The sequence below is a fragment of the Streptomyces sp. NBC_00448 genome (genome assembly GCF_036014115.1).
In the GTDB taxonomy this organism is placed as follows: Bacteria; Actinomycetota; Actinomycetes; order Streptomycetales; family Streptomycetaceae; genus Actinacidiphila.
In genome coordinates this window covers 1800782-1816336 of sequence record NZ_CP107913.1, presented here as the reverse complement: position 1 = coordinate 1816336, position 15555 = coordinate 1800782, and the positions used below count along the sequence as shown (strand labels likewise).

General features: G+C 72.8%; 14 protein-coding genes. 7 read left to right on the top strand and 7 right to left on the bottom strand.

All coding sequences use genetic code 11. From position 1 onward, the window contains the following. The first annotated feature begins 201 nt into the window (after positions 1-201). From OG370_RS07630 to OG370_RS07620, 3 genes are all read left to right on the top strand, one after another. Complete coding sequence (locus OG370_RS07630; protein ID WP_328461913.1) at positions 202-912, top strand: PadR family transcriptional regulator; 711 nt, start codon at positions 202-204, stop codon at positions 910-912. A 417-nt stretch (positions 913-1329) separates the two neighbouring features. After that, complete coding sequence (locus OG370_RS07625; protein ID WP_328461911.1) at positions 1330-2415, top strand: ATP-binding cassette domain-containing protein; 1086 nt, start codon at positions 1330-1332, stop codon at positions 2413-2415. A 119-nt stretch (positions 2416-2534) separates the two neighbouring features. After that, positions 2535-3281: an ABC transporter permease gene (locus tag OG370_RS07620; RefSeq protein ID WP_328473879.1), complete on the top strand. Its 747-nt coding sequence runs from the start codon at positions 2535-2537 to the stop codon at positions 3279-3281. 63 nt (positions 3282-3344) lie between these two features. On the opposite strand, the gene OG370_RS07615 is transcribed toward OG370_RS07620, so the two are convergent. The 3 genes from OG370_RS07615 to OG370_RS07605 all read right to left on the bottom strand — a co-directional run bounded on the left by OG370_RS07615 (position 3345) and on the right by OG370_RS07605 (position 5188). Further along, complete coding sequence (locus tag OG370_RS07615; protein WP_328461909.1) at positions 3345-4196, bottom strand: siderophore-interacting protein; 852 nt, start codon at positions 4194-4196, stop codon at positions 3345-3347. 345 nt (positions 4197-4541) lie between these two features. Further along, on the bottom strand, positions 4542-4703 hold the full coding sequence (locus OG370_RS07610; RefSeq protein ID WP_328461907.1) for a hypothetical protein: 162 nt from the start codon (positions 4701-4703) through the stop codon (positions 4542-4544). Then, complete coding sequence (locus tag OG370_RS07605) at positions 4700-5188, bottom strand: MarR family winged helix-turn-helix transcriptional regulator (protein ID WP_328461905.1); 489 nt, start codon at positions 5186-5188, stop codon at positions 4700-4702. The genes OG370_RS07610 and OG370_RS07605 overlap by 4 nt, the downstream gene beginning before the upstream one ends. A gap of 56 nt (positions 5189-5244) precedes the next feature. Here OG370_RS07605 and OG370_RS07600 point away from each other — a divergent pair, with 56 nt between their 5' ends. Next, positions 5245-5778 carry a DUF6790 family protein gene (locus tag OG370_RS07600; RefSeq protein WP_328461903.1) on the top strand — a complete coding sequence of 178 codons (534 nt, stop codon included), beginning with the start codon at positions 5245-5247 and terminating at the stop codon, positions 5776-5778. A gap of 77 nt (positions 5779-5855) precedes the next feature. Here the strand turns inward: OG370_RS07600 and OG370_RS07595 are convergent, their stop codons facing one another. Further along, positions 5856-6206 carry a hypothetical protein gene (locus OG370_RS07595; protein ID WP_328461901.1) on the bottom strand — a complete coding sequence of 117 codons (351 nt, stop codon included), beginning with the start codon at positions 6204-6206 and terminating at the stop codon, positions 5856-5858. Between the two features lie 604 nt (positions 6207-6810). Here OG370_RS07595 and OG370_RS07590 point away from each other — a divergent pair. Continuing rightward, on the top strand, positions 6811-8415 hold the full coding sequence (locus tag OG370_RS07590) for a cellulase family glycosylhydrolase (protein ID WP_328473877.1): 1605 nt from the start codon (positions 6811-6813) through the stop codon (positions 8413-8415). A gap of 128 nt (positions 8416-8543) precedes the next feature. Here the strand turns inward: OG370_RS07590 and OG370_RS07585 are convergent, their stop codons facing one another. The 3 genes from OG370_RS07585 to OG370_RS07575 form a co-directional block, all read right to left on the bottom strand. Beyond that, on the bottom strand, positions 8544-9092 hold the full coding sequence (locus OG370_RS07585; protein ID WP_328461899.1) for a GNAT family N-acetyltransferase: 549 nt from the start codon (positions 9090-9092) through the stop codon (positions 8544-8546). 108 nt (positions 9093-9200) lie between these two features. Next, positions 9201-9818 (bottom strand): hypothetical protein, encoded by a 618-nt coding sequence (locus tag OG370_RS07580; RefSeq protein WP_328461897.1) that lies wholly within the window; start codon positions 9816-9818, stop codon positions 9201-9203. Between the two features lie 199 nt (positions 9819-10017). Then, positions 10018-11997: a serine/threonine-protein kinase gene (locus OG370_RS07575; protein ID WP_328461895.1), complete on the bottom strand. Its 1980-nt coding sequence runs from the start codon at positions 11995-11997 to the stop codon at positions 10018-10020. A gap of 294 nt (positions 11998-12291) precedes the next feature. Between OG370_RS07575 and OG370_RS07570 the strand changes: the two genes are divergently transcribed. Together OG370_RS07570 and OG370_RS07565 are read left to right on the top strand one after the other, a co-directional pair. Further along, entirely contained in the window at positions 12292-13998 is a 1707-nt protein-coding gene (locus OG370_RS07570) for an MFS transporter (protein WP_328461893.1), read from the top strand. A gap of 231 nt (positions 13999-14229) precedes the next feature. Beyond that, positions 14230-15366 (top strand): hypothetical protein, encoded by a 1137-nt coding sequence (locus tag OG370_RS07565; protein ID WP_328461891.1) that lies wholly within the window; start codon positions 14230-14232, stop codon positions 15364-15366. Positions 15367-15555 lie beyond the last annotated feature (189 nt).

Here is a 15555-nt window from a genome sequence, read left to right as displayed (position 1 = left end):
TGCCGAGCGGAGCCGGGCTTTCGCGTTCCCGTGCGCGGGGCGGACGAGGGCGAGCCGGGAGCGGCGGCCGGGGCCGAGCCGGGAGCGGGAGGGCCACATCGCCGGCCCGCGAAACTCGCGATACATCGCACTTGTCGGATGCTGACAGTCGCGATATATTCGTACCCGGATATACGGCGACGAGTGAGGAGGTGGGTACCGGTGGCGCGGCGCCGCAAGCTGACGAATCCGCTGGCCCTCGCGGTGATGGTGACCCTCGCCGAGCGCCCGATGCACCCGTACGAGATCGCGCGGCTGCTGCGTCAACGCGGCAAGGAAAACAGCATCAAGATCAACTTCGGTTCGCTCTACACCGTGGTGCAGAACCTCGAAAAGCACGGCTTGGTCGAGGTCGCGGGCGTGCAGCGGGACGGCAACCGCCCCGAGCGGACCGTCTACGGGCTCACCGATGACGGCCGGATCGAGATGCACGACTGGCTCGCCGACCTGGTCGCCGTGCCGGCGCAGGAGTACCCGCTCTTCGAGACCGCGCTCTCGCTGATGGGCGCCCTGCACCCGGACGAGGCGACCGACCTGCTCAGGGACCGGCTGCGCGCGCTGGAGGTCCAGGCGGCCGGGCTGCGCGGGGTGCTGGACGCGCTGGACGGCGAACTCCCGCGGATGTTCGTCATCGAGATCGACTACCAACTCCACATGGTGCGGGCGCAGATCGCCTGGCTGCGCGCGACATACCAGGAGTTCGCCGACGGCACCCTCGACGGGATCGGGCAGTGGCGCAGCTGGCACGAGACCGGCGAAATGCCGGACGAGTGGTCCCGTCTGGAGGAACGGCTGGAGGGCTTCGACCCGGCCGAGGCGGCCGGGGCGGCCCAGGCGGCCGACCCGCCCGGGGAGCACAAGGAGAGCGGGTGACCCCGAACCCGACCTGACCAGACGCGACTTGGCTCTCTGACCCTGACGCTCTGATCGGACCCACCCCCTGGCCCGCGGCGCTGCCCGCGGGTCGGAGCCGGCCACCCCGTCGGTACGGCATGACGGCACCGGGGGAGAGGACCCGCCGGTGCCCCCTCGCGCACGACCGTGCGGGGCCCGGGGGCAGGCCGGCCCGGGAGCAAGACCGGCGCCCGCTGCTGCAACAGCGGACGCCGGAACACCAACCACGACCGTCCCCAGAGCCTTCTGGGGGCACTCCGCGCATGAGCGGGTGCCAGGTGATCGAGGTGCGGCACACCCACGATAGCCCGGCTCCTCCTTCGGGAGCCGCTCATGCCTCCGCCGACCGGCGGCGCCCTCGCGCGCCCCGGCCACCCTTCCCACGGAGGAACCCTCATGAGCACGCACCCGCCCGCCGTGGCGGCCACCGACCTGGTCAAGACCTACCCGGGCGACGTCCGGGCCCTGGACGGCATGTCCGTCACCGTCGCGCCCGGCACCGTCTTCGGCCTGCTCGGCCCGAACGGCGCCGGAAAGTCCACCACCGTCCGGGTCCTGACCACCCTCGCCCGCCCCGACTCCGGCGCCGTCCTGGTCGCCGGGCACGACGCGCTGCGCCACCCGGAGCGGGTACGGCGCGCCATCGGCGTCGTCGCCCAGCATTCCGGCGCCGACCCGGTCGCCACCGGCCGGGAGAACCTGCTGCTGCAAGGCCGGCTGTACGGGCTGCGCGGCGCCGCCCTGGCGCGGCGCGCCGACGAACTGCTGGACCGGTTCGACCTGGCCGGCGCAGGGCGCCGCAAGGTCAACACCTACTCCGGCGGCATGCAGCGCCGGCTCGATGTCGCGCTCGGCCTGGTGCACCGCCCCGAGGTGCTCTTCCTGGACGAGCCCACCACCGGGCTCGACCCGGAGGCGCGCACCGCGATGTGGGCCGAGATCGCCCGGCTGGCCGGCGACGACGGCCTGACCATCCTGCTCACCACGCACTACCTCGACGAGGCCGACCGGCTCGCCGAGCGGATCGCCATCGTGGACCGCGGCCGGGTCGTCGCCGAGGGCACCCCGGACGCGCTCAAGGGCGAACTGCGCGGCGACGCGGTCCATGTGGAGCTGCGCGACGCGCCCGGCCCGGTCGACGCCGGGCTGCTGCGTACCGCGCTCGACACCTTCGCCGGGGTGCGGGAGGTGGACGTCGACGGCCGCCGGGTCAGCGCCCGTGCCGACGACGGGCCCGCCGCCGTACCGCACGTGCTGGCCGCGCTGGAGCGGCAGGGCGCGGCGGTCGCGGCCGTCACCGTCGCCCGGCCGTCGCTCGACGACGTGTATCTGCGGTACGCCGGGCGGCGGTTCGCCGAGGCCGGCGCCGACGCGGGCGCGGGCCCCGGCGGGACCCGAGCCCTCGCCGACGCCCGTACCACCGCCACGAACCCGCCCGCCGACTCCCGTACCGCCGCCACGACTTCCGGAGACGCCCGATGAGCACCGCGACCCCGCACACCTCGGCGCCCGGCGGGTCCGCCGGCTCATCCGCCGCCTCCGCTGCGACCGACGCAGGAAGGGTCCGGCGCGGGGGTGAAGTCCTGGCCCAGACCTGGTACATGACGCAGCGTCAGATCGTCGCGATCGTTCGCCAGCCGGTCGTGGTCGTCATCACGCTGGTCCAACCCGTCATCTGGCTCTTCCTGTTCGGCTCGCTCTTCCGCAAGGTCGTCGAACTGCCGGGCTTCGGCGGCGGTTCCTACCTGGACTACCTCGTGCCCGGGGTGGTGGTGATGAGCGCGGTGTCCTCCAACATGTGGGCGGGCATGGGCATGTTGGAGGAGATCGAGCGCGGCACCCTCAACCGCTTCCTGATCACCCCGGTCAGCCGGGCCGCCCTGATGAACGCCGGCGTGGTCCAGCAGGGTCTGAGCACCGCGCTCCAGTCGGTGGTGATCATCCTGCTCGGCAAGGCGGGCGGGGCGCACTACCCGGGCGGCGTCGGCGGGTTGGCGCTGCTCGTCGTGGCGTCCGTCCTGCTCGGCACGGTCTTCGGCGCGTTCTCCAACGCGTTGGGCATGCTGGTCAGGCAGCGCGAGAGCATCATCGGCATCAACACCTTCCTGCTGCTGCCGCTGACCTTCCTCTCCTCGGCCTTCATGGCCCCTGGCCTGATGCCCTCCTGGATGCGGCACGTCGCTGCCGTCAACCCCGTCAACTGGGCGCTGGTCGCCGGGCGTTCGGCCATGGCCGCGCACCCGGACGGTTCGCTGGTCCTCACCCGCGGCGGCGCCCTGGTCGCGCTCGCCCTGGCCGCGGTCTGGCTCTCCACCCGCACTCTGCGGTCGTACCAGAAGGCCGTCTGATCCTCCGGGACCGGGCGGGAGGCGGCACCCTTCGGCGGGTGCCGCCTCCCGTACGTCCTGCCGTTACGAGGCGGCCGGTGCGCCCTCCTGCTCGCGCTCGACCTCCGCGTTCCACTCCCGCTTGGAGGACTGCCAGCCGTCCTCGTCCTTGCCGCGGCGCCAGTAACCCGAGATGGACAGGTCCTCGCGCGGGATGCCGCGGTCCAGGCGCAGGTGGCGGCGCAGGTCGCGGACGAACGTGGCCTCGCCGTGCACGAAGACGTGCACGCGGCCGGCCGGGAAGTCGAGCGCGGTGACCGCGTCGACCAGTGCGGCGCCGACCTGGCCGGTGCCGCGGTGCAGCCACACCACCTCGGTGCCGGGGCCGACGTCGAACTTCTGCTCCTCCTCGGGCCCGGAGACCTCGATGAAGACCTTCGCGGTCGCGTCGGCCGGCAGTCGGTCGAGCGCGGCGCCGATCGCGGGCAGCGCGCTCTCGTCGCCGGCGAGCAGATGCCAGTCGGCGGCCGGGTCGGGGGCGTACCCGCCGCCCGGACCACTGAAGTACAGCACCTCGCCGGCCTGCGCCCGGGCCGCCCAGGGACCGGCGACGCCCTCGTCGCCGTGGACCACGAAGTCCAGCGCCATCTCGCGGGTGCCCGGGTCGTAGGACCGGACGGTGTAGGTGCGGGTCCGGGGCCAGCGCTCCCGGGGCTGGTCGCGGCGGATCGCCTCGATGTCCAGCGGCTCGGGGAAGGTCTCGCCCTCGGCGGGGAAGAGCAGTTTGACGTAGTGGTCGGTGTACTCCCCGATGTCCAGGGCGGCGGCCGGGTCCACGGCCAGCACCACCCGGACCATGTGCGGGGTGATCCTCTCGCCGCGCAGTACGGTCGCGCGCTTCGGGGTGGGGGTCCTGCGTTGCGGTCGTTCCGCCATCGATGCGCCCGCTTCCTCGCGCTGTCTCGCGCGCTCGGCTGTCCGTGTGCCTCGTGCATGCCGTGCGCACGCTCCGGGCGGCCTCCGCGATGCACGCCCGGGCCGCCAGGCACTTAGGTAAGCCTAACCGACGACGCTGTGCGGTCGCGTGGCGAACGGTGCCGGGGTGGCCCGGATTTCGTGCCGGGGCGGTCCGCGCGTGCGCAGCCCGGGGCGTTCCACGTGTGCCGGGCCGGCATGTCCGCGCGCGGCGCCGCGCCCTCGCCGCGGGGTCCGGTGCTGAGACCGGTGGGCCCGCATGTCGAGTGTCACGTATCCGAGGCTGAAGCCGGCCGGTCATCACGTTCAGAGAGCATCTTCGGTCGCCGCCGCACCGGCGCGGCGGTCATCCGGGGGCTGACTGCGAAGCGAGGCGCTCGGCCGGCGCTCGTCCCTGCCGCTGAGAGCGGTCACCTGCCGCTCCTGGCCGAGCGGCAGGTGACGGAAATTCAGCTTCTCCTTGCTCACGCAGGTCCCGCTCCGTCCGGCTCCGGTGCGCCGTCCGGTTGCCGGGCCGTGGCTGCGCGCCGTGGCTGCGCGGGTGTCAGCAGCGCGGCGAGCCGGTGGGTGTCGGCGAGGTAGCGCTCGTAGGGGAAGCCGGCCTGCAGGAGGGCGGTGCGGAGTTCCTCCTCCAGGGGCTTGCCCTCGGCCAGGAAGGTGTCCTGGCCGATCGGGGTGAGGGTGACCAGGCGCCGGCGCCGGTGGGCGGGGTCGACGGTGATCGTCACGTACCCCTGCGCCTCCAGTGGGCGCAGGGCGCGGCTGATGGCGGGGTCGGACAGGGCCAGGGCCTCGGCGAGCTGGTGCTGGGTGGCGGGTTGGATCTCCTCAAGGGTGCCCAGCAGCCGCAGTTGGCTGTGGGAGAGGCGCTGGTTCGGGCCGGAGCGGCGCCGGGCCGCCTCGCCCATCAGCATGACCACGCGGTACAGGAGCTCTGCCAGTCCTTCGTCCATGCGCCTACTCTACCGGACTCTTGCGCCGTTAATATTAACCATGCAACACTCAAGTCATGGACGCCCTCCCTTATGCCGTTCGGACCACGTTTCCGCTCCTCTTCATGCTGGTGCCCGCGCTCGGGGCGCTGCTGAGCTGCCGTCGCCGCGCCCCGGGCCGGCCGGCGGCGGAGATCTGGCAGCGCTGGTGGGCCGTCGGCGCCGTCGGCATCGGAAGCCTGTGGATCACGATCTCGTTCCTGGCGGTCCCGAAGGACATGGCCGACACCATCGGCTTCGCGCACTCGCCGTTCCAGTTCGAGATCGCCTTCGCCAACCTCGGCCTCGCCGTGCTGGGCTTCCGTGCCGCGTCCGCGTCGCCCCGCGAGCGCCTCACCAGCGGGCTGGCGGCCGCTGCGTTCCTCTGGGGAGCCACGATCGGCCACGTCTACCAGTGGTTCGCCAACGGCGACCACGCCGCCGGAAACACGGGCGGCATCCTCGCCAACGACATCCTCATTCCCGCCGTCATGATCGCCCTGGCCGCCCGGGACATCCACCGCACCGGGCCGGGCCGCGGCCACACCGCCCGGTCGTCGCGGAGCCTCTGAGCTACCTCCGGTTGACCATGGCCAAGCCGGTCTTCGAGGCGGCCCACCAGCGATCTGCCGTGGTCGGCGCCGCACCCTCAGTCGGGCCTGCTCGGCAGAAGGTCGGTGTCGTCCAAGGCGGTGCGAGCAGCCGACGTGAAGCCGCCGAGGCGCTCGGAGACCGTGGTCACCTCGACGGCGTGACGCTCGACGAAGTTGACGTTCCGATCCGGGGCGGCCGAGGAGTCACGCCAGGCGAGAAGAGTCGTATGCATCGAGTGGAGCCCCAGGTGGACGCTGTGGGCCGCCTGCTCCACGGACTCGGGCCCCTCGACCGCGAGGCCGGCCCAAGCCGCCTGCACCAGAGCCAACTGATCCTGCCCGACCTGGAGCCGCCGATCGGCCTCGGCGACATCCGGGGCATCGCCGACCAGCGCTCGTGCGGCCATCTTCAGAGCGGTGCGCGACTTGTTGGCCGGGGCCAGGAAGGCGATTTACGCGTCTCGCCGCAGTTGCCTGCGCCACTGGGAGTGCTCGACCTTGGCCTGTCCCTCCAGCTGCCGCCGTGTCGCCCCACTGGAGATCGCCGATGCCGCGACCGTCCCGACGACACCTACCGTCGCACCCAGTAACGCAGCAAGTCCCTGGTCCATGCGGGGCATTATTCACCCCGGTGCGCACACACGGTCACCGGTAGGGCCGGCTTCACGGAGACGGACGCGGGCGCGGCCGGTCGGACCCGCGCAGCCGGGCCCACCCGTTCGCCCCGGCCCGGGCATTCCGCCAACTCCCCTCTGCGCTTCACCTCTTGAACCCTGCGCGGCCCCTTGACGGCCGAAGCCCAACCTCGCTTCCATACAGGGTGGCGCGGCTTGGGAGCGCTCCCACAGCTCACCGCTCCTCCGCCGCGCCCTCCCCCCACCGAGAGGAATCACCACCGTGGTCCCCTACCCGGGCTCCCCGAGCCCCGAGACCTCCCCGAGTCCCACGAGAACGCGCGTGACGCCCGCCCGGCTGCGGGCCGTGCTCGCCGGCCTCGTCGCCGCCGCGCTGATGGCGCTGTTCGCGGTGGCCGGCCAGCCGTCCGCGACGGCCGCCGCCGACCCCGCCGCGGCCGACGGGCGCGCCACGACCGCCGACGCCGGCACCGGCTACTGGCACACCAGTGGCCGGCAGATCCTCGACGCGAACGACCAGCCGGTCCGGATCGCGGGCGTCAACTGGTTCGGCTTCGAGACCGACAACCATGTGGCGCACGGCCTTTGGGCGCGCGACTACAAGAGCATGATCGACCAGATGAAGTCGCTCGGGTACAACACCATCCGGCTGCCGTACAGCGATGACATCTTCAAGCCGGGCACGATGCCGGACAGCATCAACTTCTACAACATGAACGCCGACCTGCAGGGCCTGGACTCGCTCCAGGTGATGGACAAGATCATCGACTACGCCGGGTCGATCGGCCTGCGGGTGATCCTGGACCGGCACCGGCCGGACGCGAGCGGGCAGTCGGCGCTCTGGTACACCGCGTCGGTCCCGGAGAGCACCTGGATCACCGACCTCAAGGCGCTCGCCACCCGCTACCAGGGCAACCCGGCGGTGATCGGCATCGACCTGCACAACGAGCCGCACGATCCGGCCTGTTGGGGCTGCGGTGACACCAGTATCGACTGGCGGCTGGCCGCCGAGCGCGCGGGCGACGCGGTCCTCGGCGTCAACCCGGACCTGCTGATCTTCGTCGAGGGCATCCAGACCTACAACGGCACCTCGGGGTGGTGGGGCGGCAACCTGATGGGCGCCGGCCAGTACCCGGTCGAACTCGACGTGCCGAACCGGGTGGTGTACTCCGCGCACGACTACGCCACCAGCGTCGCGCAGCAGAGCTGGTTCGACGACCCGACCTTCCCGGCCAACATGCCCGGGATCTGGTCGAAGTACTGGGGCTACCTCTTCGAGCAGAACATCGCCCCGGTGTGGGTCGGCGAGTTCGGCACCACGCTCCAGTCGACCACCGACCAGCAGTGGCTCAAGGCGCTGGTGACCTACCTGCGTCCGACGTCCACGTACGGCGGGGACAGCTTCAACTGGACCTTCTGGTCGTGGAATCCGGACTCCGGTGACACCGGCGGCATCCTGGAGGGCGACTGGCAGACGGTGGACACGGTCAAGGACGGGTATCTCGCGAGCATCAAGGCACCCGCCTTCGACGGCGGCGGTACGTCCGGCGGCGCGTCGTCGGGTACCTCCTCGGGCGCGTCGTCCGGTACGTCGAGCGGCGCCAGCGCGGGTACGTCGTCGGGCACCTCGTCGGGGACGTCCGCGGGCTCGACCGGCGGTGACACCGGCGGGGCCGGGAGCGGCGGGTGTACCGCCGCCCTGCACGTGGACAACCAGTGGGACGCCGGCTTCACCGCGACCGTGACCGTCACCGCGGGTGCGGCGGCGGTCAACGGGTGGACGGTGAAGTGGAGTTGGCCCGGTGGCCAGCAGGAGACCAGCGGCTGGGGCGCGGACCTCGCGCAGTCCGGCAGCGCCGTGACGGCGACGAACCTGTCGTACAACGGCGCGTTGCCGGCGGCGGGTTCGACCACCTTCGGCCTGCAGGGCACCGCCACCGGCGCGTTCACGGTGCCCACGCTCAGCTGCACCGCCTCGTGAGGGGCGCGGGCAGTCGCTGAGCTTGATCCGTACGGTGGTTCACCCGGCGCCGAGCGTCGGGAGCCGGCGGACGGGCCGGCCGCTCCTCGGAACGGCCGGCCCGGGTGCGTGCCGTCAGGGGCCGCGGGTCAGGCGGACGCTGGGGGAGAGGACCACCGGCCGAACCACTGTGCGGCGCCCCACTCCTCGAACCGTTGCACCTCGACGAACCCCAGCTTCGCCGCGAGGCGTATCGAGCGGTCGTTGGCGGTCTGGGTGACGAGCGCCACCGGTTCGCCGGGAAGCGCGGCGGCGAACCAGTCGAGTGCCGCCGCGCACGCTTCGGCGGCGTACCCGTGCCCCCACGCCCGCGGCAGGAAGAGGTAGCCGAGTTCGGCCTCGCCGTCATCCGGGCGGACCTGGCTGCGATGGTCCGCGTCGCGGCGGTTGAGTTCGATGGTGCCGATCATCGCTCCGTCGAGGTCGACCACGAAGAGCCCGGGGCGCCGTTTCGGCACCTCGGGCACCACGCGCTCGAGTTCCTCGCGGGGCCGGGCGCCGCCGGTGTAGGTGCCCACCTCCGGTGCGGAGAACAGCTCGACGATCGCCGTACGGTCCCGGGCCTCGGGCTCGCGGAGCACGAGCCGCTCGGTCCTGATCGGGGCGGGCGGCCAGACATCTGGTCCAAGCTCGGTCATGGCGGGGAACATAGCGCACGCCCCGTGACGAGGCCGATTCGAGGAAGCGGCGCGCGGGAATCCGAGCCGGTGCGGGGCACGGCCCGGGGGTGTTTCACCGGGGGCGGTTCAACAGTCTGCCGCGGCTTCGTGCAGCGGCCGCTTGTAGTAGCGCCAGGGGAACCAGCCCGCGCCGACCGGGACCCACCCTTCGGCCTCCATGCGCCGGCGCCGGGCGGCGGCCGCGATCGTGACCCGGCAGTGCTCCCAGCGGCGGTCGGATGCCTCGACCTCGTGGTACAGGGCGCCGTAGCCGACCAACTGCCAACCTTCCGCGCCGGCTTGGGCGAGCGCCGCCATTTCGTTGAACGCGGTCAGCGGGGTCAGGACGCGTCGCTCCGGACCGTCGGGGCTGTGGGTGCCGGGGCTGCGGGTGCCGGGGTCGGCGGAGACGGCGTCGGCTGCCTTGCCGGCGAACCTCTGCTGGGCGGCCTGCCGGCTCACGCCCAGCACCCGGCCCACGGTGTCCCAACTGTGGCCCGCGGCCCGGGCGCCCTGGACCGCCTCGCGCAGCAGCCGGTTCGTCTCCTCGGCGCCGATCCGGGTGGCGTCCACCAGGCGCAGGAAGCCCGTCGCGTCGTCCTCCAGGGACTCGGCCAGCCCTTCGGGGGCCCGTAGGACGGCCTCCGCGACTCCCTCACGGACCCGAGCGGTCTCCTGGGCGTCGAGCAGTTCTTCGCCGTTCATCGCGTCTGCCTCCGGGGGAGTCGTGCCGCGGCGGTCCGAGGCCGCCGGGTACCCGTCGGCGGGAAACGGCGGGGCCGGCTCCGTGTCAAGGAGACCTTGACGCGCCCGCGTTGTCAAGGTTCCCTTGACGTCTGGTGGGGCGGGGCGCCTTGGGGGCCTGGCGGAGCTGTGCGGGGATCGGCGCCCGATCGCCGTCGGGTCAGCCCTTGCCGGCGTAGCTCCACCGCTGCGCGGCGTCCGTGGAGTCACAGGCGGTCACCTCCGCGGAGGCGGCCAACTGCATGCACTGCCAGTAGGTGGTGTTCTCCAGCGTGCTGCCGGAGGACTTCGTGGCGCCGATCCGCCAGTACTGGCCGGAGTTGGAGCCGCACGCGTCCATGTTGATCCAGCCGCTGGCCATGAACGCGGTGAGGCAGTCACCGGTGCCCTTGTTGATCACCTTGAAGGTGCCGTTCGGGCCGGGCGAGAAGGTCCATTCGTAGTATGGGCTGTACTCCGACCCGCAAGAGCCGCTCACCGCGTATGCACTGGGGCCGCCGCTGCTGGTGTCCTGCGTGAGGCAGCCGCCGTCGGCCGCGTCCTTGATGCGATAGGTCCCCGCCGAGCCGATCTTGGTCGTGCCCCCACCGGACCCGCCGGAGGAGGACCCGCCCGAGGACGAGGACGAGCCCCCCGACGAGGACGACCCGCCCCCGGACGTGCCCCCGCTTCCCCCGCTGGTGCCGCTGGTGCCGCTGTGCGAGCCGCCGGTTCCGCCCGCCGACCCCGTTCCCGACTTCTTCGAGCCCGAGCCCGAGCCCGACTTCGCGCCCGCGGCGGAGGAGTGCCCCGAGGCCGACGCGGACGCCGACGTCGAGTGGCCGGGGTGCGCCGAGGACGACGGCCCGCCGGGGTCGGCGGACGGCGACACGGACAGCCCCGACGAGGAAGCGGCGGACGGCTTCCCGTTGGTGTGCGAGAACGCGTACGGCAGGAGGGTGACGGCGGAGACCCCGCCCGCCGCCAGGACGATCGGGATGATCAGGACGAGCTTGCGGGAGCGCCGCTTGGGCGCTTCGGGCGGGCGTACGCGCTTCTCGGGGTCGCCGCCGACTTCCGGGGGGCCGGCGGGTGGCGGCTCCGCCGACGTGCCTTCCTGCCCGGCCGCCGCGGCGCCCGCGATCGCAGCAGCCGGCGCGGCGGGAGGCGCCGGTTTCAAGTCCACCGTGGCGGAGGTGAGTTCATCGAGTGCGGGCACGGCGGCGGCGAACGCGGCGCGCCGCTCCAGCTGTTCGGCGACCGCGGCCGGCCAGGCCGCGGCGGCGGGAGCGGCGCCTTCCGCGACGCGGTCGAGCAGGTCCGCCGCGGTGGGCCGGGCGGCGGGGGACTTGTCGAGGCACGCGGCGACCAGGTCGGCGAGTTCGCGGTCCAGGCCGCGCAGCGCGGACAGGTCCGGCTCGGTGTGCACGATGCGGTAGAGCACTTCGAGGCCGGAGCCCGTGCCGAAGGGCGAGGCGCCGGTCGCCGCGAAGTAGAGCAGGCTGCCGAGCGCGAACACGTCGGCGGCCGCGGTCAACGGGCGTACGGCTTGGGCCTGTTCGGGTGCCATGTACTCGGGCGTGCCGAGCACCATCCCGGTCTTGGTGAGCCGGCTCTGGTCGGCGGCCCGCGCGATGCCGAAGTCGATGAGGGCGAGCCCGTCGAGCGTCAGCATCACGTTGGACGGCTTGACGTCCCGGTGCAGCATATCCAGGGCGTGCAACGCCTTGAGCCGGGCGGCCAGTTCACGCAGCAGGTACCACAGCGCCGCCCGGGGCAGTGGTCCGCCGTGCAGGCGTACCGCCTCGGTGAGGGTGACCCCGGGGATGTACTCCGTGGCGAACCACGGCGGGTTCGCGGTGCGGTCGGTGGCCAGCAGCGGGACGCTGACGCCCGCGGGAAGCCTGGCCAGGTTGTCGAGTTCGTGCTTGAAGTGCCGCAGGAAGTCCGGGTCCTGGGCCAGCACCGGATGGACCCGCTTGACCGCGGTGTAGCGGTCCTCCGCGACCCCGAGGTACACCCGGCCCATCCCGCCGACGCCGAGCAGCCCGACCACCGGGAACGCGCCGATCCGGCGCGGGTCCTCCGAGGTCAGCGGTGTCGCACCGCTCCCGTCGAGATCGAAGCTCCGGCCCTCGTCCTGCCCCCCGTGCGCAACCATGCCGGCACCGTATCCGAGATCGGTCGGCGCCGGCCATCGTGAACCAGCAGTCCCACAGGGCTTGTTACGACCCTTCCACAAAGTCCGTGGGCGGTAACGGGCGCGCGGCCCGGACCGGCGCACCTTCCCCGTCACGCTCGACGTCCTTTCCCCCGTCCGCCCGACGCGCTTCCCCCCCGTTCCGGATGCGCGCACCCCCTAGGCATACCGACTGGTCGGTACTACCCTCACCGCAACCTCGGCCGTGGTCCCGCGGCACGTGTGCCCGGGGTCCAGCACTCCAGGAGGAGCCGTATGTCCGCCACCCCGACCTCGTTCGAAGCCGACAGACCCGGCCCCGGCGCACCCGGCGCCGGCCCCCGCGGCGCACTCACCCGGCTCTACCGGCGCGACCTGGTCGGCTACCCGCCCACCGCGCGCCGGATCGGCTGCCTGGCGATCGTGGTGCTCACCACGATCGTGCTCTACTACATGCTCTACGTGCAGTACGCCGTGGCGACGTCGATCATCACGCACTTCGGGATGACGTACCGCTACTTCGTGTGGGTGTCGGTGATCGGCAACGCGGTCGGCGCGTTCGCGTCGCTGCTGGCCGGGCTCGCCGACCGGTGGGGCCGGGCGAACATGGTGGTCTACGGGCTGCTGGTCGCGTCGGGGCTGGTCTTCTTCGGGCTGCCGCACGCGGGCGGCAAGGCCACCTACCTGGTGCTCTTCGCGCTGGTCAGCTTTGTCGAGGGCATCGTGCTGGTGGCCACGCCCGCGCTGATCAGGGACTTCTCGCCGCAGCTCGGGCGGGCCACGGCGATGGGGTACTGGACGATGGGGCCGGTGATCGGCAGCCTCGTGGTCACCATGGTCACCAGCCACACGCTGGACAGCGCGAGCTGGCAGGACGAGCTGCGCTACTCGGCGATCGCGGGCTTCGCGGTGTTCGTGGTCGCGCTCGTGGCGCTGCGCGAGCTGGCGCCGGCGGTCCGCGACCAGATCATGGTCAGCCTGCGGGACCGGGCGCTGGTCGAGGCGCGCGCCAAGGGCATCGAGCCCGCCGTCTCCCGGCGCGGCGAGTGGCGCGGGATGCTGCGGCTGGACGTGGCGGGCTCGGCACTGGCCATCGCGCTGTTCCTGCTGCTGTACTACGCGGCCGTCGGCAACTTCGTGGTCTACTTCGCGACCACCTTCGGCTACAGCGAGCAGCGCGCGAACGCCCTTGCCAACTGGTACTGGGCGGCGAACGCGATCGCCCTGGTCGCGGTCGGGCTGCTCTCGGACCGGCTGAAGGTCCGCAAGCCGTTCATGGTGGTCGGCGCGGTCGGATCGATCGCGGTCACCGCGGTGTTCGCCTCCCGGGCCACCCACCAGAGCACCGGCTACTACACCTTCGCCTGGCTCTTCATCGGCATCGGGGTCTTCAGCGGCATCGCCTACGGGCCGTGGATGGCGGGCTTCACCGAGACCGTGGAGAAGCGCAACCCGGCGGCGACCGCGACCGGACTGGCGGTGTGGGGCTGGACGGTACGGATCGTGGTGGCCGTGTCGGCCGCGTTCATCCCGGTGCTGGTCACCTCGGTCACGCCGCTGGTCGACCACGGCACGCAGGTCACCGCGGCCTCGCAGGCGGCCGGGCCCGCGCTGGCGATCGTCAAGCAGCACCCGCAACTGTTCGCGGAACTCGGCAAGTACCCGCCCGGCAAGGCCCCGGCGGCCCTGACCGCGCAGGCCGTTCAGCAGGTCGGGCCGGACGGCCTGGCCGTGGTGGCGAAGGCGCAGCCGCAGCTCGCGGTGCTCGACTCCTATGGTGCGAAGGTGCAGAAGGCGTCCGCGGACGGGCCCGGGCAGTGGCGCGACTGGTGGTGGATCTGTGTCGGTGGCCAGGTGCTGTTCGTGCCGTTCGTGTTTGTGATGGCCGGGCGGTGGAGCCCGAAGCGGGCCCGCGAGGACGCCGAGGCGCACGAGCGGGCGGTGGAACGGGAGCTGGCGTCGCTCTCGGCCGAGCGGGAGTGAGTCGAGCGGGATTGGGTCGAGCGGGGGTGAACGGCCCGGCCGCGGCGGGCACTTGGGTCCGCCGCGGCCGGGTGGACACGGTCGGTGACCTGTCGGTCACGTATCGGTCGTGTATGGGCTCCCTTGCGTAGCTGACCCCTTGTGCGCGGATCGCCCGCGTACGGCCGGGGGTGCGACGGGATCGGCAAAGTCCGACATTCGGCCGGGGGCCGGGGACTACAGTTCACGATCATGACCGAACGCCCGTTTGAAGCACTCGGGTTGAGTGCCCACGCGGACCGGGCCTATCCGCTGCTGGTGGCGACCAGGGGAGTGGCGGTCGCCGAACTGGCCCGGCAGGCGGGGCTGTCCGAGGAGGCCGCGCGGGCCGCGTGCGTGGAACTGGCCGCACGCGGCCTGGCCCGGCTGGGCCTGGACGACCGCTGGTACCCGCTGCCGCCGCACGAGGGGCTGCTCCCGCTGCTGTCCCGCGTACAGGAGCAACTGGTGCGCGGCCGGGCGCTGTTCGACCGGCTCGCGGTGGAGTACCAGCGGGTGCACGAGGGCCACCGGGCCGAGGAGGTGGTCCAGGCCGTAGAGGGCGCCGAGGCGGTACGGGTCCGGCTGGGCGCCGTACTGCGGCAGGCCCGGGGGGAGTTGCTGGTCTTCGCACCCGGGGGCACGGAGGTGGTGGAGCCGGAGTTGCCCGGCGGGCAGGGTGATCCGGATGATCCGGATGATCCGGGTGAGCTGGGCGCGTCGGGTGGGCCGGGTGAGCTGGGCGCTGCGGGTGGCCCGGGCGCGTCGGACGGCCCGGACCGGGCGGGCGGGCAGGCGGGCGCGGCGGATTTCGCCGGAGCGGGCGGGCCGGCCGGGTTCCTCCAGGCCATCGGATCGGGGGTGTCCACGGTCCGCCGCCGGGTCGTCGTCGAGCGCGCCGCGGTGCAGAAGGAGCCCGACGGCGTGGACGGCGCCCTCGACAGCCTGCCAGCGGGTGCGGACGTCCGCGTGGTCGACCGGCTGCCGATCCGGATGTGCGTCGCGGACCGCTCGGTGGCCCTCGTCCTGCTCGGCGCCGACACCCTGCCGCCCGAACCGGTCATGCTGGTGATCGGTGCGAGCGGCCTGCTCGACGCCCTGGTGATGCTCTTCGAGAGCGTCTGGTCCGGCGGGGTGCCGCTGGCCCGCCCCGGCACGGGCGACGGCACCCTCCAGCAGCGCATCCTCGCGATGCTCGTGATGGGCAGCACCGACGCCGCCATGGCCCGCTCGCTCGGCGTCGCGATCCGCACCGTCCAGCGCCGGATCGCGGCGATGCAGCGTACGGCGGGAGTCGACAACCGCATCCAGCTCGTCTGGCACGCGGCGCGCAACGGCTGGCTGGACTGACCGGAAAGGCCGCCGGGTCCGGGTCGAGGGGTCCGGGTCCGGGCGTACGCGACCTCGCGGCCGGAACTCGACTGCGACGTCCTGGCCACCCACCGGGGCACCTTGCGGATCGTGGTCCACACGACTGCGCCCGGCGGCGAGGCGGACAGCGAGCTCGCCCTGCTCGCGGGGGTGGGCACGCAGGAACCG